Annotated in this window: 18 protein-coding genes; 9 read left to right on the top strand and 9 right to left on the bottom strand. The window is 39.5% G+C overall.

Features of this window, described 5'->3' with window-relative positions; translation table 11 throughout:
* Positions 1-18 precede the first annotated feature (18 nt).
* Entirely contained in the window at positions 19-1,029 is a 1,011-nt protein-coding gene (locus tag MKL62_RS05340; protein ID WP_002009591.1) for an AraC family transcriptional regulator, read from the bottom strand.
* Positions 1,030-1,293: 264 nt separating this feature from the next.
* Here MKL62_RS05340 and infA point away from each other — a divergent pair, with 264 nt between their 5' ends.
* Positions 1,294-1,515, top strand: a complete 222-nt coding sequence (infA, locus tag MKL62_RS05335; RefSeq protein ID WP_001284370.1) for a translation initiation factor IF-1 — start codon at positions 1,294-1,296, stop codon at positions 1,513-1,515.
* 51 nt (positions 1,516-1,566) lie between these two features.
* Here infA and MKL62_RS05330 read toward each other — a convergent pair whose 3' ends face one another.
* Positions 1,567-1,935, bottom strand: coding sequence for a lysozyme inhibitor LprI family protein (locus tag MKL62_RS05330; RefSeq protein WP_000724606.1), 369 nt, complete (start codon positions 1,933-1,935; stop codon positions 1,567-1,569).
* Positions 1,936-2,103: 168 nt separating this feature from the next.
* Here MKL62_RS05330 and MKL62_RS05325 point away from each other — a divergent pair, with 168 nt between their 5' ends.
* Complete coding sequence (locus MKL62_RS05325) at positions 2,104-2,511, top strand: hypothetical protein (protein WP_002056803.1); 408 nt, start codon at positions 2,104-2,106, stop codon at positions 2,509-2,511.
* 52 nt (positions 2,512-2,563) lie between these two features.
* On the opposite strand, the gene leuB is transcribed toward MKL62_RS05325, so the two are convergent.
* From leuB to leuC, 4 genes are all read right to left on the bottom strand, one after another.
* Positions 2,564-3,643, bottom strand: coding sequence for a 3-isopropylmalate dehydrogenase (gene leuB / locus MKL62_RS05320; protein ID WP_000043186.1), 1,080 nt, complete (start codon positions 3,641-3,643; stop codon positions 2,564-2,566).
* A gap of 31 nt (positions 3,644-3,674) precedes the next feature.
* Entirely contained in the window at positions 3,675-4,265 is a 591-nt protein-coding gene (locus MKL62_RS05315) for a hypothetical protein (protein ID WP_001984507.1), read from the bottom strand.
* Positions 4,266-4,377: 112 nt separating this feature from the next.
* Complete coding sequence (gene leuD / locus MKL62_RS05310; protein ID WP_005129788.1) at positions 4,378-5,025, bottom strand: 3-isopropylmalate dehydratase small subunit; 648 nt, start codon at positions 5,023-5,025, stop codon at positions 4,378-4,380.
* 18 nt (positions 5,026-5,043) lie between these two features.
* A complete protein-coding gene (gene leuC, locus MKL62_RS05305) occupies positions 5,044-6,462 on the bottom strand; it encodes a 3-isopropylmalate dehydratase large subunit (RefSeq protein ID WP_000907601.1) in 1,419 nt (472 codons plus the stop codon).
* Positions 6,463-6,699: 237 nt separating this feature from the next.
* On the opposite strand from leuC, the gene MKL62_RS05300 reads away from it, so the two are divergent.
* Together MKL62_RS05300 and MKL62_RS05295 are read left to right on the top strand one after the other, a co-directional pair.
* Positions 6,700-6,954, top strand: a complete 255-nt coding sequence (locus MKL62_RS05300) for a DUF2061 domain-containing protein (RefSeq protein ID WP_000244901.1) — start codon at positions 6,700-6,702, stop codon at positions 6,952-6,954.
* Between the two features lie 117 nt (positions 6,955-7,071).
* The gene (locus MKL62_RS05295) at positions 7,072-7,932 is read left to right on the top strand and encodes a LysR family transcriptional regulator (RefSeq protein WP_001046500.1); all 861 of its coding nucleotides are present in this window, start codon (positions 7,072-7,074) and stop codon (positions 7,930-7,932) included.
* Positions 7,933-7,937: 5 nt separating this feature from the next.
* On the opposite strand, the gene MKL62_RS05290 is transcribed toward MKL62_RS05295, so the two are convergent.
* On the bottom strand, positions 7,938-8,174 hold the full coding sequence (locus tag MKL62_RS05290; RefSeq protein WP_000164722.1) for a hypothetical protein: 237 nt from the start codon (positions 8,172-8,174) through the stop codon (positions 7,938-7,940).
* Positions 8,175-8,269: 95 nt separating this feature from the next.
* On the opposite strand from MKL62_RS05290, the gene MKL62_RS05285 reads away from it, so the two are divergent.
* Entirely contained in the window at positions 8,270-8,866 is a 597-nt protein-coding gene (locus MKL62_RS05285) for a hypothetical protein (protein ID WP_005129793.1), read from the top strand.
* 54 nt (positions 8,867-8,920) lie between these two features.
* On the opposite strand, the gene MKL62_RS05280 is transcribed toward MKL62_RS05285, so the two are convergent.
* Entirely contained in the window at positions 8,921-9,571 is a 651-nt protein-coding gene (locus tag MKL62_RS05280; protein ID WP_000761586.1) for an HAD family hydrolase, read from the bottom strand.
* 182 nt (positions 9,572-9,753) lie between these two features.
* Here MKL62_RS05280 and MKL62_RS05275 point away from each other — a divergent pair, with 182 nt between their 5' ends.
* The 3 genes from MKL62_RS05275 (at position 9,754) to katG (ending at position 15,291) form a co-directional block, all read left to right on the top strand.
* Positions 9,754-10,239 carry an RNA pyrophosphohydrolase gene (locus MKL62_RS05275; RefSeq protein ID WP_000567254.1) on the top strand — a complete coding sequence of 162 codons (486 nt, stop codon included), beginning with the start codon at positions 9,754-9,756 and terminating at the stop codon, positions 10,237-10,239.
* 85 nt (positions 10,240-10,324) lie between these two features.
* Positions 10,325-12,619: a phosphoenolpyruvate--protein phosphotransferase gene (ptsP, locus tag MKL62_RS05270; protein ID WP_000069121.1), complete on the top strand. Its 2,295-nt coding sequence runs from the start codon at positions 10,325-10,327 to the stop codon at positions 12,617-12,619.
* A gap of 515 nt (positions 12,620-13,134) precedes the next feature.
* Positions 13,135-15,291 (top strand): catalase/peroxidase HPI, encoded by a 2,157-nt coding sequence (gene katG, locus MKL62_RS05265; protein ID WP_000064289.1) that lies wholly within the window; start codon positions 13,135-13,137, stop codon positions 15,289-15,291.
* 66 nt (positions 15,292-15,357) lie between these two features.
* Here the strand turns inward: katG and MKL62_RS05260 are convergent, their stop codons facing one another.
* Positions 15,358-16,410 carry an MBL fold metallo-hydrolase gene (locus tag MKL62_RS05260; protein WP_000653392.1) on the bottom strand — a complete coding sequence of 351 codons (1,053 nt, stop codon included), beginning with the start codon at positions 16,408-16,410 and terminating at the stop codon, positions 15,358-15,360.
* A gap of 735 nt (positions 16,411-17,145) precedes the next feature.
* On the opposite strand from MKL62_RS05260, the gene hcaR reads away from it, so the two are divergent.
* A complete protein-coding gene (gene hcaR / locus MKL62_RS05255; RefSeq protein ID WP_000423241.1) occupies positions 17,146-18,045 on the top strand; it encodes a DNA-binding transcriptional regulator HcaR in 900 nt (299 codons plus the stop codon).
* Positions 18,046-18,140: the final 95 nt, after the last annotated feature.

Below are 18,140 nucleotides of genomic sequence, written 5' to 3'. Positions count from 1 at the left end.
CTTAACCAATTTTTAGTTCTAACGGTGTTGCTTACGCTTACGGTACTCAACCGGTGTTTCATTGGTCCAGCGCTTAAACGCGCGGTAGAATGTACTCGGTTCAGAAAAACCAGTTAAATACACAATACGCTCAACACTTTCATTAGTGTTTGCTAAAAGTTTTTTAGCTAAACGACAACGGTAGTCAGAAAGTATTTGCTGGAAGCTGGTATTTGCTTCACTTAACTGCGTCCGTAAACGACGCGGCGTAATATTTAATTGTGCCGCTACGGTTTCTAGCGTCGTTTCTCCACTTTCAAGTGTCGAACCAATCGCACGACGGACCTCACCCACTAAATCATAACGGGCAAGTTCTTGTAACTTTTCAATTGCCAATTGTTCATGCAATTGAAGTAATTCAGGCTCTGCCTGCCAAAGCTGAAAATCTAAAATGGCAGGGTCAAAATATAGCCGTGTTTCTTTCTGCCCTAAGCTTACCGGACAGCCATAGACGCGGAAGTATTCATCTTCAGAGGCACCTTCACTGAAATTAAAATCAATGAAGATTGGATGAAACTGGCCTTCGGTAATAAATTTGAAGAATCTGAGCACACCTGAAATCGCACATTCTGAAAAATGACGATTAACAAGGTTGTCTGCCCCTACCTGCTCACCATTGGTCAAATAGCAGCGTCCATCTTCAACCACCAGTTTTGCATCAAATGCATCACTAATGAGTCGCTGGTAAGCCAAAGCTCGCTTAAGTCCTTCACCAAAAGTTTCACTACTAATAAATAAATGTTCAATCACCTGACCACGGTACAAAGGTAAATGCTCACCTAAATGCAAACCAATGTCTGGATCTTTACTGACTTCCTGAGCAGCAGTCCAAAAGGCATACTGCGCACTTAACGGAGTACGTGCGTTTGTATCGACCTGATTTAAAGCGACTCCCGCTTTAGTTAATATTTCTTCTGTTGGCAATCCTGCACGACGAATTGCTTGATAGCCAAAACGTAATACAACTGATGCATCTGTTAGCTGACCCACGCAGTGCCCTTCCATGTAGATACTTCATTGATACTTAGGAGCTGTTGACTCTTTATGCATGAACAGTCCCTAATAACTATGATTTTAGATTAGCGTTGATTGACCAAACTGACAACAGAATTAGAGTTCTTTTGTGAAAAAAATTACATCTTTTTTTATTAGTCATACTTTAACCAGATGCTTTCACAAGAAGATGTCTATCTTGTTTTTTTTAAATAAATTGACTATAATTTGCGCCTTTCCAATTTGATCATCAGGTAGGCTATGGCCAATAAAGAGGAACTCATTGAGTTCGAAGGCGTTGTCACCGAAACGCTTCCTAATACGATGTTCCGTGTACGTCTTGAAAACGGTCACGAAGTTATTGCACACATTTCTGGTAAAATGCGTAAACACTATATTCGTATTCTTACTGGCGACAGTGTGAAAGTCGAAATGACTCCATATGACTTAACCAAAGGTCGTATTACGTACCGTGCTCGCTAATTAGTGAATGCAAAAAAGCCACTTCATCATGTGGCTTTTTTATTGCGTTTTTTATTCACTTAATCGACTGGTTTTACATCCCACCGTTTGGCATTCACGCAATCTTTCTTGCAGCCAATGGTTTCTTTCTTGCGTTGTCTGTAAACGACACTGCACGTCTACGCTATTTCTATTAGAATCTGTACATTCAGCATCACGTTGGCGTATCCAAGCAAGCTGCGACTTCTTAAGCGTATTTCTTTGTGCTGTATTTAATTTCGCTCTTAATGCCTGATAATTCTTATTCAGGTCTGCATCAGCACTCGCATAGATTTTATTGGTACAGTAAATATCATCATAAGTATTACGAGCACTATCACAGTTATCAGCATAGGCCGTGGTTATTCCGAAACACAAAAAGGCAAAAACTATTTTTTTCATACTCTTCTTCCTTAAGTTTTGGGCAATTATTATTAGTCTGTAAATATAAGAATAAGTCTAAAGGCAAACTTACCTTCTATTTATCATAATCCTGCTTTTTTACTTTACAAGTTAGCAAATCCAACCTATTGTTCTTTAATGATAAATATAATTCTATATAGAGAAAAAATGAATATATCTACCTTATGTCAAATGAGTTTGCTTTCATTCATGCTGTTAAATATTAATGGCTGTGCTAGTCATCCACGCCAATCTGTAGATTTGCAAGAATATTTAAAAAATTTTATAGGCAAATCATCTACAACGATTCAGCAAGATCTCAACTTACGGAGTCTTGGCTTTCAAGTCGCCCGCACACCACAAAAAACTTCTGATCAACTTATTTATACGATTTTACGACCCTTAAGCATCCCAATTCCGATGGTGAGTAATGTCGATATGAGAGGTGGTTCTGTTCCTATACAATCAGGAAATTTGAGCGGCAACTCTTATGATATTAACTTTAATTGCAAGGTTATTTTTAAACTCAAAAATGACATTGCCGAGTCCATTCAATACGAAGGTAAAGCTTGCTAAACACAACCATAAAAAACGCAGCTTTAAGCTGCGTTTTTTAGCAAAGTAGCGATTAAGCAAGAGCAGCAACAACTGCTTCACCCATCTCGGCTGTACCAACTTTAGTCATGCCTTCAGACATAATATCGGCTGTACGTAAACCTTGATCAAGTACTTGCCCTACTGCATCTTCAATTGCTTTAGCAGCAGCTTCTTCACGGAAGGTATAACGAAGCATCATCGCAACTGACAGTATGGTTGCCAACGGGTTTGCAACGTTTTGCCCTGCAATATCAGGCGCTGAACCATGACAAGGTTCATACATGCCTTTGCCATTTTCATCTAAAGAAGCCGATGGCAACATACCAATTGAGCCAGTAAGCATTGCTGCTTCATCAGACAAGATATCGCCAAACAAGTTACCTGTCACGATTACGTCAAACTGTTTAGGCGCACGTACAAGCTGCATGGCAGCATTGTCCACATACATGTGTGAAAGCTGAATATTTGGATAGTTGGCTTGCTGTAAATCTGTGACCGTTTGCTTCCAAAGCTCTGTTACTTCTAAAACATTGGCTTTATCTACAGAACACACTTTACCGCCACGTAATCCTGCAAGTTCAAAAGCAACTTTTGCAATACGCTTAATTTCGCTTTCAGAATAAACGTCAGTGTTATAGCCCTGTTTTTCACCATTTTCGAGTTCACGAATACCACGTGGTTGACCAAAATAGATACCACCAGTCAATTCACGAACGATCAAAATATCTAAACCAGCAACTATCTCAGGTTTTAAGCTAGAAGCATCGGCTAATTGTGGATATAAGATTGCTGGGCGCAAATTAGCAAATAAGTTAAGTTCACTACGAATTTTTAAAAGACCGCGTTCAGGACGGATAGAACGTTCAATAGTGTCCCACTTTGGTCCGCCAACAGCACCTAATAAAATGGCATCAGCCTTCTTTGCTTGCTCGCTAGTTACTGCTGGGTACGGTTCTCCATGAGCATCAATCGCTGCACCACCTAACAAGCCATGTTCCCAAGTCAACGACAAATTAAATTTTTCATTTACTTTATTTAATACTTTTTCTGCTGCCCCAACAATTTCAGGACCAATCCCATCGCCAGCCAAAATTAAAATCTGTTTAGACATGAAGTTTTCCATTTTCAAAGACAAGACAGCGTTACGACTGCCGTGGTGTTAGTTTTTTCTGTTCGAGAAATTCACCTAGTCCTGTGGTGACATCAAATGGTCGACAAAAACGGCGAATTACCCGCCCATCCTGCTCTAAGTCAACACATAATGGATCTGGTACAGAAACATTCAGCAAACTACCCGAACGGTTAGATTTGTCTCGGTACATTTTAAACATATAGCGATGGTTAGCTTTGAATTGGTGAATAACATGAATCGTTTCAGCCCGATCTGGAGAAATCGGATAGTAACGAATCACCACTTCATATTGTTTGGCAGGCACAGATAGATACAAACTATTGCTTTGACTTAACACCGAACCATTTAATCTCACAATTCCTTGATGAATTGCCTGATTACTAATACGACGTGTCTGTGCATCAACAACAGTAATATCATTTAGCCGTTCAAATTCGCAACTTTTTGCGCCCGAACAATATATTGCTGCATTCTGCCCCAAATTTTCTTGTTCAGCCTGCTTAATACGAACAGTATCCACTACATTGTAAGTGCTCTGACAAGCACTTAGTGTTATCGCGCACAGGCTCAACAAAAAGCTATGAGTAACGTTCCTCTTCATTGTTCAAGCCCAATCCTCATCTAGTGCATAATTTTAAGCTGTTGTTATGCTTTAGCATGTTAGCAAGAGTTTGAACACGACGCCATGACTATGTTTAAAATGTACCGAAAGGTTAATTTATCTCTTGGAATACCCAAGGACGAACCTGTTTGGTTTTTTCTTCATAAGCGCGAATTGCGTCCGCATTTTGAAGTGTCAAGCCAATATCATCCAAACCATTTAACAAGCAATGCTTACGAAATGGATCCACTTCGAATTTAAATGCTTCTCCAGTTGGTGTACGAACTTCTTGCGCAGCCAAATCAATTGTTAATTGATACCCTTCTTGCGCAGCACATTCCTTAAATAACTGATCAACAATGTCTTCAGGCAAAATAACTGGCAACATTCCGTTTTTAAAACAGTTATTAAAGAAAATATCAGCAAAGCTTGGTGCAATAACAGTACGGAAACCATATTCGTTTAATGCCCAAGGTGCATGCTCACGGCTTGAACCACAACCAAAGTTAGTACGAGCAATTAAAACGGTTGCACCTTGATAGCGAGGCTGATTTAAAACGAAATCCGGATTTTTTGGACGTACCGAGTTATCTTGTCCCGGATAGCCTTCGTCTAAATAACGAATTTCGTCAAATAAGTTGTCGCCAAAACCTGTACGTTTAATCGACTTTAAAAACTGTTTTGGAATAATTAAATCTGTATCAACATTGGCACGATCTAATGGTGCAACGATACCTTGTTCAACTGTGTAAGCTTTCATGGTTTGCTCCAGACCGAATTAAAATGAACGAACGTCAACAAAATGACCTGCGATCGCAGCCGCTGCTGCCATTGCCGGACTGACCAAGTGAGTACGACCACCATTACCCTGACGACCTTCAAAGTTACGGTTCGAGGTTGATGCACAATGCTCACCCGGTTGTAACTTGTCTGCGTTCATTGCCAAGCACATTGAGCAACCCGGCTCACGCCATTCAAAACCAGCTTCCAAGAAAATTTTATCCAAACCTTCTTTTTCTGCCTGTTGTTTAACTAAACCAGAACCTGGAACAATCATGGCTTGCTTAATGCTAGGTGCCACTTTACGGCCTTTAACTACTTCAGCAGCAGCACGAATATCTTCAATACGTGAATTAGTGCAAGAACCAATAAACACACGATCAAGCTGAATATCAGCCAATGCCTGACCTGCATTTAAGCCCATATATTGATATGCACGTGTCCAGTCATTGCGTTGTACGTCATCTTTCGCTTGTTCTAAAGTTGGTACAGCTTTCGAGACAGGAATTACCATCTCAGGTGAAGTACCCCAAGACACTTGTGGTTCAATCTCCGCACCATTTAATTCAACAACTGCATCAAACACAGCATCATCGTCTGAATGCAATGTGTTCCAGTAAGCAACTGCTTGATCCCATTGCTCACCTTTTGGTGCATAGCTACGACCTTTTACGTATTCAATGGTTTTATCATCAACAGCAACCATACCCACACGAGCACCAGCTTCGATCGCCATGTTACATACCGTCATACGTCCTTCAATCGACATATCACGGAATACCTGACCACCAAATTCGATTGCATAGCCCGTACCGCCAGCAGTACCAATTTTACCGATAATGGCTAACACTACATCTTTTGGTGTTACACCCTTACCTAAAACGCCATCAACGCGAACCAACATGTTTTTGGATTTTTTCTGAACCAAACATTGTGTCGCTAACACATGTTCAACCTCAGATGTCCCAATACCATGTGCCAAGCAACCAAAAGCACCGTGAGTTGCTGTATGCGAGTCACCGCACACCACCGTCATACCCGGCAAAGTTAAGCCCTGTTCAGGTCCGACAACATGCACAATTCCTTGGCGAATATCATTAATACCGAATTCAACAATATTAAATGCCTTACAGTTATCATCTAAGGTCTGAACCTGAATACGAGATGTATCATCTTCAATACCAGCGATGCCCTGATCACGTTCTTTTTTAGATGTTGGAACGTTATGGTCTGGGGTAGCTACGTTTGCACTTAAACGCCACGGTTGACGACCAGCAAGTTGCAAACCTTCAAATGCTTGTGGACTCGTTACTTCATGCAATAAATGACGGTCGATATAAAGTAAGCACGAACCATCATCACGCTGAGTAACTACGTGGTCATCCCACAATTTGTCATATAAAGTTTTGCCTGCCATGTCGTCTTGCTCCATTGGACTGGGTAATTCTAATCTTTCTTCGATTATAGCCAGAGTTTTACATAAATCTAATTTATCATTTTTATAAATTAGAAAACTTTTAGGAATAATTCCTGAATGTTTTAATATCAGTCAAAATATATAAATCGGATTTGTTAATGATTATCATTTGCATAATCCATTTTTAATCCTATACTCTCATCTCTATACTAAAAATATCAAATACAGGTAGAGAGAATGGTTATGGCTAATATTCAAAAATTCGTTGTTAATAATCAACGTACCTTAAAGAAAACCTTAAGTTACTACATAATGCATATTACGGTAGCCATGTTAGTTGCCTACTTTGTAACGGGTAATATTTGGATGGCTTTAACATTAAGTATGTTAGAACCAACAGTACAAGCTTTTGCATTTTTCTTTCATGAAAAAGTATGGGCAGCAAAAGACCGCCGTATATCAGCTTTAAGCAAAAACGAGACGACTGCTTAGATTAAGATTAATACGCTAAATCACAACTTTATAGAACGTTGAGCTGCAAGCATGATACGATTTTGGCTTGGCAACTTTAGCCTCTCTCGATTTTTCTATTCCAAGTAGAGTTGTATTATGAATCTTGCAGCCTTTGAAGCTTTTGTAAAAGTTATGGAAACAGGTTCGATCTCTGTGGCTGCGGATCAACTATTTATTACCCAACCTGCTGTCACCAAACGTATTCATAGCCTAGAAGAGTACTTTGGCGTAAAGTTATTTGAATCGGCAGGCCGTGGGGTTCAAGCAACTCATGCTGCGCATTCATTATTACCAAAAGTTAAAAGCTGGTTAAATGAACTTCGAGATATTCACCACACGCTAAGTCATGAGCAAACCCAAATACAAGGACGTTTAAAAATCGGGACGAGTCATCACATCGGTTTGCATCACTTGCCTGCTCCGCTTAAACACTTTGTTCAGCAGTTTCCTCAAGTCACGCTAGACGTACATTTTGTTGATTCCGAACAAGCACACGAACAGGTACTTGCTGGCGATTTAGAGTTAGCTTTTTTAACACTCCCGCCCTCAGGTGATGAGCGTCTTAACTATATTACGATCTGGAATGATCCTTTAGTTTTTGTAGCTGCTCCATTTCATCCATTGGCTCAAAAAAAGAATTTGACCTTACAAGATTTAATTGAATATCCAAGTTTGCTGCCTGCTGCACAGACTTATACAGCTCAAATCACCTTGGCTGAGTTTGAAAAGCAAGGCCTTAAACCGAAAATTACCATGAGCAATAACCCACTAGAGTCAATTCGTATGTTGGTTTCTATTGGTTTAGGTTGGTCAGTTTTACCAAAAACTCTGCTGAATCAAGATATGCAGCAGCTTGATTTAAATGTCGAGATGAATCGGCAGTTAGGCATGGTATGGCATCCTGCACGTACTCAATCTAGAGCCATGCAGGAATTGATTAAAATGATGCAAGAATAACGGTATTAATGGCTATATTTTTTAACAAGGATATAAATCAAAGCCGCGAAAGGTAGTAGTAAAAATAGAACGCCCCAACTGAAACATATAGCAGCGAAAATAATTCCGCCAAGTGCACTCATAAACAGTAAAGCAATGATATAAATAAGTAACTCACCAAAAATAGCGGTAATGAGCTGATCTATAAATTCTTGAAAGAAACCATTGCTGCCTTTACTTTTAGTGCGCTTATTTTTAGTCATGCTATTTTAATTAATAAAATTATATATTGATTAGAAATAATACTATAAATATATACCCTTTACTCTACTATCATTATACTTTTCACTTAAGATTCATGAGCGTGAAGAATCAATATTCAAAGATAATTAAAATCGGTTTATATATATTTATAACTTTAGCTATCTTAGTTCTAGTTACATTTATTTGGTTTAAACCGATACGTGTTATTTTCACCCATCACCTTTCATTGTTACATTGTGATGGTCAAGTCTGTGTAGATGATCCAAAGACACAGCCTCTTGCAAAGGCACTTTATAATCAGGCATTAAAAGAGACCCAAAATAAAGTAGGTGCTTTTCATCAACAACCCACTATGGTTTTTTGCTCAACTCCACAATGTGCAAATACCTTTGGTATGGAAAAAGCAGCCGCTAAAGCGGTTGGTAATTTGGGGTTATTGGTTGCACCGCGAGGCTGGAAAGATTTCTATATCACTCATGAGCTTATTCATCATCGACAAGCAGAAGAATGGGGAAATATAGCAATGCTAACTAAACCTAAATGGCTGGTAGAAGGCATGGCTTATAGCTTAAGTGATGACCCACGACCTACTTTATCGGTTCCTTTTCAACAATGGCGAGCTCAATTCAAGCTTTGGCATCAACAAAATCCTGATTCAAATATTTGGCATGCCACAGAGAAAGTTAAATAATTTATTAGAGAGCTTCCGGAATATTACATTTTTCTAGGAAGCTCTTGCTTTAAATTAAATCGACCAGTCCTGAATTTCCCAGTTGTGTTCTTGAGCCAGTTTCTCAAGGCGATCATCAGGGTTGACTGCAATCGCATGCGTTGCATATTCAAGTAAAAAACGGTCATTAATTGAATCTGAATAAGCCCAAGACTCAGAAACGCTACGTCCGTCCAGCCATGCCTCAAGACGTGCAAGTTTGCCCTTTTGATAACACGCTAAACCCGCCACTTTACCTGTATATTTACCATCAGCAACCTCGGCGTTAGTTGCTAAGATTTCAGTAATTCCAAATTCACGGAAAATCGGCGCAGTAATAAAATCACTTGTTGCTGTAATACCTACAATGGTATGGCCTAAATCTTGATGTTTTTTGATTGCATCAAAACCTTTTGGTCGCATTTGAGGACGAATCACTTTTTCCATAAACAACTGATGAAGCTCAGTTAAGTAGTTATTGTCATGCTTTGTTAGAAAGCCGAAAACAAACTCATTATAAGCATATGGATCTAGTTGCCCTGCTTTGTAGTCTTCATAAAATTTATCATTCATCTGACGATGATGAACCGGATCAACCAAACCTTCATTGACTAAAAATTCACCCCACGAGTGGTCTGAATCGGTATTTAACAAGGTATGGTCTAAATCAAACAACGCCAGTTTCATGAAAATTCTCGTTTAAACTGAAATTTAAGAAAAAAAATGTAAATCTATCTCCGCTAGTCGATAGAAATTCGTTAAGATCGTAACAATTTAAACATTTTACTTTGATCTTTTCGAGCTGGACATAAAAAAGTGTTTGTCCCCGTGATCGAAGTCAACGATATAGACAATATTTAGGTAGCCAAATGATCGACTCAGAAGGTTTCCGACCCAATGTCGGGATCATTTTGGCAAACGATGATGGACAGGTTTTATGGGCAAAGCGCATTGGTCACAATGCTTGGCAATTTCCACAAGGAGGCATCCAGTTTGGAGAAACCCCTGAACAGGCACTTTTTCGAGAACTGAGAGAAGAAATCGGCTTATTGCCCGAGCATGTCCAGATTATTGCGCAAACCAAAGGATGGCTGCGTTATCGTTTGCCACATCGGTATATTCGGTCAGACTCTGACCCCGTATGTATCGGACAGAAACAGAAATGGTTTTTACTGAAGTTAACTGCGCCTGCAAAAAACATTCAGTTAAACCTCGCCGACCCGCCTGAATTCGATGAATGGCAGTGGGTTAGCTATTGGTATCCTCTTGGTCAAGTGGTGAACTTCAAACGTGATGTTTACCGTAAAGCCATGGTGGAGTTGTGTACACAGTTGCCAGTGCAACAATTACCCTAAAAATCATTTATCTAGCAAATGATTTTTATTAAAAGTGCTGTTATAAATACATTCATAGTCTAAAAAAATACTGGAGTATACATCCATGTCAAACATGCAACTCGACACTCTAAGACGCATTGTCCAAGAGATTAATGCGTCCGTGAGTTTGCATGAATCGTTAGACATTATGGTCAATCAGGTTGCTGAGGCCATGAAAGTGGATGTTTGCTCTATTTATTTACTCGATGAACGCAATCAACGTTATGTATTGATGGCCTCAAAAGGCTTAAATCCAGAATCTGTTGGGCATGTTTCATTGCAGTTAGGTGAAGGCTTGGTGGGTCTGGTTGGGCAACGTGAAGAAATTGTTAACCTTGACAATGCGCCAAAGCACGAACGCTTTTTGTATTTACCTGAAACGGGCGAAGAAATTTATAACTCATTCCTTGGCGTACCCGTCATGTATCGCCGTAAGGTTATGGGTGTTTTAGTTGTCCAAAATCGACTTCCTCAAGATTTTAGTGAAGCAGCCGAATCATTTTTAGTCACCTTATGTGCACAGCTCTCAGGTGTTATTGCACATGCGCATGCGGTTGGAAATATTGACGTATTTCGTAAGCCAAGCAATGGGCCTGCCTATAAGACCTTTCAAGGCGTTTCCGGTGCAGGTGGGGTGGCTTTAGGTCGCGCTATTATTTTATATCCACCTGCCGACTTAGGTTCAGTACCCGACCGCGAAGCAGAAGATATCAGCGATGAACTCCGCATTTTAGATCAAGCTATTTCATCGGTACGTTCAGAGATTCGTTCTTTAGATGAAAAAATGCATGACTCGCTCATGGCAGAAGAACGTGCTTTGTTTAGCGTATTCTTAAGAATGCTAGATGAAAATGCCTTACCTGCAGAAATTAAAGAACTGATCCGTGATGGGCATTGGGCACAAGGTGCGGTGCGCCGTGTAATTGAAAAACACACTGCCCTATTTGCACAAATGGAGGACGATTATCTTCGTGAACGCGTTTCTGACCTTAAAGACTTAGGGCGACGTATTCTAGCGTGCTTACAAGAAGAAGATTCGAGCCACCGTGAACTTAGCCCAGACAGTATTTTAATTGGTGAAGAAATTAGTACCGCAGCGCTAGTAGAATTACCAGTAGATAATATCGCAGCTATTGTGACGTCAGAAGGCGCAGCCAATTCGCATATGGTGATTGTTGCCCGTGCATTAGGTATTCCAACGGTGGTCGGCGTAACCGAACTGCCTGTAAATACGCTTGATGATGCAGAAATGATTGTGGATGCCTATCAGGGCCGTGTTTTTGTAAACCCTCCACGTCGTTTACGTCAACGTTATAAAGAAATTCAAAAAGAAGACGAGCAAATCGCAAAAGATCTCAAACAATATGAGACCAAAGAAGCGATTACACCAGACGGTGTCTCTGTTCAACTGTTTGTGAACACGGGCCTTATGATTGATGTAGTCCGCGGTGTACAACGTGGCGCTCAAGGTGTGGGTTTGTACCGTAGTGAAATTCCATTCATGTTACGGGAACGTTTCCCGGGTGAAGAAGAACAACGTGCCATCTATCGCCAACAATTGAGTCACTTTGCCAATAAGCCGGTAGTCATGCGTACCCTCGATATTGGTGCCGATAAAGACTTACCTTACTTCAGTATTGAAGAAGAGAACTCGGCATTAGGGTGGCGCGGTATTCGTTTCACGCTCGACCATCCAGAGATTTTCTCAGCACAAATCCGGGCAATGCTTAAAGCCAGTATTGGTTTAAATAATTTGCATATCCTATTGCCAATGGTAACGACAGTAAGTGAAGTCGAAGAAGTACTTTATTTACTTGAGCGTGACTGGATTGCAGTACAAGAAGAAGAACAAGTTAAAATTACTAAACCAAAAATCGGGATTATGGTTGAGGTACCGAGTGTACTGCTACAAATTGATGAGTTCGCAGAACTTGTCGATTTCTTCTCGGTTGGTTCAAATGACTTAACTCAATACTTACTTGCTGTGGACCGTAATAATCCGCATGTCGCAAACGTCTATTCACACTTCCATCCGTCTATTTTGCGGGCTTTAACTCGACTCGTGAAGGAATGTCATAAATACCAAAAACCGGTAAGTATTTGTGGTGAGATGGCGGGTGATCCGTTATCGGCAATCTTACTGATGGCCATGGGCTTTAATACCCTTTCGATGAGTTCAAGTAACATCTTGCGTGTCCGAAAAGCAATTTGCCATGTCCCAATGTCAGATGCCCAAAAGCTGCTTGATGATGTCATGAAAATGAATAATCCGCTTATTGTAAAAAGCTGGCTTGAGTACTACTTTAAAACTCACGGTCTAGCCGATATGGTTAAATCTAACCGCCTTGTAAGCGTATAAATATTTAAAAAAGGAGAGTCAAAAAGCTCTCCTTTTTCAATTCATCTATTTTTAAATTTTCTCTTCATTTTTAAGCTGCCACTTAGCGCACTCCTGATCTTTAATCCCCCAAAAATCGGTTTTACCAATTAATATGGACAATTTAATCCATTTGAAAAATAAACAATCAGATTCTAGTATATTTAAAGAACGAAATTGAAAGATATTGCGATGTTTCAATGATTAAGGAGCTCATGCCATGCGTCATTATTTGCAAAATTTGAACCATTTTCCCTCTTGTTTTTTAGCCTTCATGCAGTAAATTGAAGGAATAATAAACAAAGGAAACTCATGTATTGTTGAATAAAACTGATGAGCTGACATAACAGTGAAAAATTTTTAAAACGGTTTCTCTCACCATTTGTTCTCTCATTTCTTTATTCGATACGCATCATTTTTTTAACCCAGAAGTCCAGGAAAATGAGCCTTCAGTTTTATTAAGAGCTCAATAAATATTACCCAGAGAGAATATAATCATGTCAAACGAATCAAAATGTCCTTTTTCAGGTCATAACTCAAAACCGCAAGTAACAGTCGGTGGTGGCACGGCTAATTTACACTGGTGGCCAAATCAATTACGTGTTGACTTACTTAATCAACATTCAGAACGCTCTAATCCACTCGGTAAAGATTTTAATTACCGTCAAGAATTTAAAAAACTCGACTACTACGCACTTAAAGCCGATATCAAAAATGTATTAACCGATTCCCAAGACTGGTGGCCAGCCGACTGGGGAAATTATACGGGCTTATTTATCCGTTTAGCGTGGCATGCTGCCGGTACATATCGTATGGGCGATGGCCGTGGTGGTGCCGGTCGTGGTCAACAACGTTTTGCTCCATTAAATAGTTGGCCTGACAATGCAAGTTTAGATAAAGCACGCCGTTTACTATGGCCAGTTAAACAAAAATACGGTCAAAAAATATCTTGGGCCGATTTATTTATTCTTGCCGGGAACATCGCACTTGAGTCTTCTGGTTTCCGTACCTTTGGTTTTGGTGCCGGTCGTGAAGATGTTTGGGAACCAGACAACGATGTAAACTGGGGCGATGAAAAAGAATGGTTAGCTCATCGTAACTCTGAAGCATTGGCGGGCAGTAATCTTGCTGCAACCGAAATGGGCCTAATTTATGTGAACCCTGAAGGACCACAAGCGAGTGGTGACCCACGATCAGCAGCACCGTTTATTCGTGCCACTTTCGGCAACATGGCAATGGATGATGAAGAAATTGTTGCCTTGATTGCAGGCGGTCATACTTTAGGTAAAACTCACGGTGCTGCCTCTGCTGACCATGTCCAAGCAGACCCAGAAGGTGCACCAATTGAACAAATGGGCTTTGGTTGGGCAAACAGCTATGGTACAGGTGTCGGTAAAGATGCGATCACTTCAGGTTTAGAAGTTATTTGGTCACAAACACCAACACAATGGAGCAATTACTTCTTTGAAAACCTCTTCAAATACGAATGGGTACAAGAACGTTCACCTGCTGGCGCAATTCAATGGGTAGCAGCAGATGCTGAAGCCATTATTCCAGATCCTTTCGACCCATCAATTAAACGTAAGCCAACGATGCTTACTACAGATTTGACCTTACGTTTTGACCCTGAGTTTGAAAAGATCTCTCGTCGTTTCCTTAACGATCCACAAGCCTTTGCCAATGCTTTTGCTCGTGCTTGGTTTAAATTAACTCACCGTGATATGGGACCAAAAGCACGTTATTTAGGTCCAGAAGTTCCTGCTGAAGATTTAATTTGGCAAGATCCATTACCTGCTGCTAGCGCTACACCATCTTCTGCAAGCATTGCTGATGCAAAAGCAAAAATCGTTGCTCTAGGGTTATCTGCTGGTGAGTTGGTTTCCCTTGCATGGGCATCTGCATCAACATTCCGTGGTGGAGATAAACGTGGTGGTGCAAACGGTGCACGTATTGCTTTATCACCACAACGTGAGTGGGAAGTAAACAAAAAAGCTGTTGAGACTTTAACTAAAATTGAAGAGCTCAAGGCATCAACCCAATTGTCATTGGCGGATTTAATCGTGTTAGCTGGTAACGTTGGTGTAGAACAAGCTGCTCAAGCAGCAGGTTTCAATATTACCGTTCCGTTTGCCCCTGGTCGTGTTGACGCATTACAAAGTCAAACCGATGTTGAATCATTCCAATTACTGCTCGGTCTTGCTGACGGTTTCAGAAATTGGAAAAAACAGGGAGTCAACACACCAGCTGAAGTCTTATTAATTGATAAAGCACAACAACTGACTTTGACTGCACCAGAGTTAACTGCATTGATTGGTGGTTTACGTGTACTGGGCACTAACTGGGATGGTTCTCAACATGGTGTCTTCACTCAGCAAGTTGGTGTACTCAGCACAGACTTCTTCACAAACTTACTCGACATGTCGAATGTATGGGCACCTGTTGATTCAACAAGTGAAGTATTTGAAGGTAAAGACCGTAAATCAGGCACAGTGAAATTTACCGCAACACGTAATGATTTAGTCTTCGGTTCAAACTCAATCTTACGTGCATTAGCAGAGGTTTATGCTCAGGCAGATGGTAAAGAAAAATTTGTTCAAGACTTTGTTGCTGCATGGACTAAAGTCATGAATCTTGACCGTTTTGACTTAGCTTAATTTAAGCCAAAATAATAAAAAGCCAGTTCAAATTGAACTGGCTTTTTTAATACAAAACAATGAATTTTAGACAGTCAATTTATGCCCTTCTCGAATGCAATAAAAAGGATTAGCAAGCTTTGATGAAGCTTTAATGGCTTGAGCTAACGCATGTTCAGGATCTTCACGCCCCTCATCCGTTAACTGAAAAGTTCGATAGTGAATTGCCACAGACCGATGTGCTTGTAAATCTAAATGCGCATGAACTGCATCTTGCGGATTCATATGAACATAGCTCATTAATTTACGAGGTTCATAAGCTCCGATTGGAAGTAAGGCCACACGCGGCGCGCCATAGCGCGTATGAATTTGTTTGAAGTGGCCCGCATAACCGGTATCACCCGCAAAAAAACAATGTCCTGTTTTCGCCAAAACCGAAAAGCCGCCCCAAAGTGCCTTATTTTGGTCACGTAAACCCCGCCCCGAGCCATGCTGAGCAGGTGTATAAACAATTCTTAATTCGTGATAAGGAATTTCCTGCCACCAATCCATTTCAATTACATGGAACTCTTTAGGTAAGTAAAATCCGTTGCCAAGCCCTGTATAAATCGGCATAGCAAACTTCTTATGAAGCCACTCAAGCGTTGCTAAATCCATGTGGTCATAATGGTTATGGCTCAACAATACCCCATGAATGGTAGGTAACTGCTCTAAAGCAAAACCCGCTGGGCATACACGGCGTGGACCACGGCCATGTAAAGGACTTGCGTAGTCACACCATACCGGATCGGTAATAAAGTTATAAGGTCCAATTTGAATGAGTACCGTAGCATGCCCTACAAACCAAACTTGCCAATCATCTAAATCCGCATGAGGACGGTTTTGTGGTAAAGCAATTGGTGTATTAACACGTACATCATATTCATTCTGAATATCAACATTCCAAGTATAAGACTCACGAGTGACTAACCAACGCAATAACTCTTTCGATCCTCGTGCAGGCGATCTAGGCTGCTGATTATAAAAACGGGTGTCATTTTCATGGCCCAGTTCAGGATGACAAAAAGGTGGTTTTATCCATGTATGCGTCCAACAGGACTGAGTCGGCAATTGATAAGTTAATGTCGGCTTGTCTTTCATGGGCTTATTCTATGGTTGTAGCATCAGGAGGATGAATCATTCAGTTTTCTATCTTAGCGATTTAAATAAATTAAGCTATGACACTTACACTTATTTATCATATAAATATCCCTTTTATTTTTGTCACAGCCGACATAGATCAATCTAAAGTGCCACAAAAAAATGTTTAGATGTGTTGAGTTTGTGATTCGTTAATTACTATTCTTATTAAAAGCTACTGTATAACATAACAATAGAATATAATAAGCAAAGACTTACAACAGAGGTGAGCTAGTTTCTTTATGGTTAATCTCTTATTTTTAAAACTGCTCAATTTTATCAATTTTGCTTCATATATAAACTATTAAACCAAGCAGCACATGCATTGAAAAAACTAAAAAAATATAGCAAGATGAACCGAAACATTTATTAACAAAATACTCCTTACACATTTTTTGTTAGAAATTAAGATTCTCAATTCTTAAATTAACAATACTTTTTTTCATAATATGAGAAAACTTTAAGTGAATTTCTGAAAAGTAATTTAAATTTCTTTTCTAAATTTAAAATCACTTTGGTTATGAATATGAATTAATATATTTTACAAATTAATAATTAAATAAAATTTCATATTAATTTCATAATGATTTATAAATTTTCATTTATTTTATAAATACCTAAAGCACCTTCACGCTATATAGTTTTATGCTTTATACTTTGCTTAAATCATAGTAAGACATTTTTTGGATTAGTCTTATGGAATTACGCCATCTTCGATATTTCATTACAGTTGCTGAAGAATTAAATTTTAGTAAGGCCGCTCTCAAACTCTATACTGCTCAACCCTCCCTTAGCCAACAAATTAAAGATTTAGAAGAAGATGTCGGGGTACGACTTTTAAACCGCACAAAACGTAAAGTTGAGTTAACAGAAGAAGGTGAAGTATTTTTAGAGCATGCCCGTTTAACGCTTGCTCAAGCTGATAAAGCAGTAGCGATGGCCCGCCAGGTCTCAAAGGCTAAACAACAATTATTACGTATCGGTTTCGTCCCCATCGCAGAAATGAAAATTTTTCCATACGTACTTCCAAATCTGCGCTTACAACACCCTGACCTCACCATTGAATTATCAAGTTTAAATAACGCTGAGCAACTCAAAGCCTTAAAAAGAGGTGAACTCGACATCACGTTTACCCGTGATAATACTGAAAATGATGAAATCCAAAGCCAATTTGTCTTAACAGAACCTTTAATTTTTTTATTACCAAGAAACCATCCACTTGCGAAATATGACCGTATTCCGGTCAAAGCTTTGCATGGTATTGATTTTATTATTCCGGCAGCTGAACAATCTAATACACTACACAATACAATTTTAGAGTTTACTAAAACTCATGGTATTGACCTCAATATTGTACAAAAGGCCGATAGCATTTTACTTAATATAAACTCTATTGGTTCAGGCCTAGGTTGTACTATTTTACCTGCCTATGTCGCGCCTTTAGGGGTTTCTAACACTGTAGTTCGCCCTCTAGATGTCGAATTACCTTCTTTAGATTTATTTGTTAGTTATCGTAAAAATACAGAGTCAGTCGGTGTAAAAAGATTTATTGATCAACTCAACAAAGTATTTCATCTTGATAAAAATCTAGATTAAGCACTTTAGGTATATTTACGCTTATTATTAAATAATAAATGAGTTAGAAAATTTAAATGCATGTATAAAAAAATGAAATTAAAATTTATTTAATA

The sequence above is a fragment of the Acinetobacter sp. AOR01_HL genome (genome assembly GCF_027855455.1).
In the GTDB taxonomy this organism is placed as follows: domain Bacteria; phylum Pseudomonadota; class Gammaproteobacteria; order Pseudomonadales; family Moraxellaceae; genus Acinetobacter; species Acinetobacter baumannii.
Note: the sequence above shows the minus strand (reverse complement) of the source record. Positions and strands in the feature narration are given on the sequence as shown.

Excerpts from the sequence above, each read along its gene's own strand:
- MKL62_RS05280 (WP_000761586.1), bottom strand. The coding sequence starts at position 9,571 with ATGAAACTGGCGTTGTTTGATTTAGACCATACCTTGTTAAATACCGAT.
- leuC (WP_000907601.1), bottom strand. The coding sequence starts at position 6,462 with ATGGCAGGCAAAACTTTATATGACAAATTGTGGGATGACCACGTAGTT.
- MKL62_RS05315 (WP_001984507.1), bottom strand. The coding sequence starts at position 4,265 with ATGAAGAGGAACGTTACTCATAGCTTTTTGTTGAGCCTGTGCGCGATA.
- leuD (WP_005129788.1), bottom strand. The coding sequence starts at position 5,025 with ATGAAAGCTTACACAGTTGAACAAGGTATCGTTGCACCATTAGATCGT.
- MKL62_RS05275 (WP_000567254.1), top strand. The coding sequence starts at position 9,754 with ATGATCGACTCAGAAGGTTTCCGACCCAATGTCGGGATCATTTTGGCA.
- MKL62_RS05330 (WP_000724606.1), bottom strand. The coding sequence starts at position 1,935 with ATGAAAAAAATAGTTTTTGCCTTTTTGTGTTTCGGAATAACCACGGCC.
- MKL62_RS05285 (WP_005129793.1), top strand. The coding sequence starts at position 8,270 with ATGAGCGTGAAGAATCAATATTCAAAGATAATTAAAATCGGTTTATAT.
- hcaR (WP_000423241.1), top strand. The coding sequence starts at position 17,146 with ATGGAATTACGCCATCTTCGATATTTCATTACAGTTGCTGAAGAATTA.
- katG (WP_000064289.1), top strand. The coding sequence starts at position 13,135 with ATGTCAAACGAATCAAAATGTCCTTTTTCAGGTCATAACTCAAAACCG.
- ptsP (WP_000069121.1), top strand. The coding sequence starts at position 10,325 with ATGTCAAACATGCAACTCGACACTCTAAGACGCATTGTCCAAGAGATT.
- MKL62_RS05260 (WP_000653392.1), bottom strand. The coding sequence starts at position 16,410 with ATGAAAGACAAGCCGACATTAACTTATCAATTGCCGACTCAGTCCTGT.
- MKL62_RS05295 (WP_001046500.1), top strand. The coding sequence starts at position 7,072 with ATGAATCTTGCAGCCTTTGAAGCTTTTGTAAAAGTTATGGAAACAGGT.
- leuB (WP_000043186.1), bottom strand. The coding sequence starts at position 3,643 with ATGTCTAAACAGATTTTAATTTTGGCTGGCGATGGGATTGGTCCTGAA.
- MKL62_RS05290 (WP_000164722.1), bottom strand. The coding sequence starts at position 8,174 with ATGACTAAAAATAAGCGCACTAAAAGTAAAGGCAGCAATGGTTTCTTT.
- MKL62_RS05300 (WP_000244901.1), top strand. The coding sequence starts at position 6,700 with ATGGTTATGGCTAATATTCAAAAATTCGTTGTTAATAATCAACGTACC.
- infA (WP_001284370.1), top strand. The coding sequence starts at position 1,294 with ATGGCCAATAAAGAGGAACTCATTGAGTTCGAAGGCGTTGTCACCGAA.
- MKL62_RS05325 (WP_002056803.1), top strand. The coding sequence starts at position 2,104 with ATGAATATATCTACCTTATGTCAAATGAGTTTGCTTTCATTCATGCTG.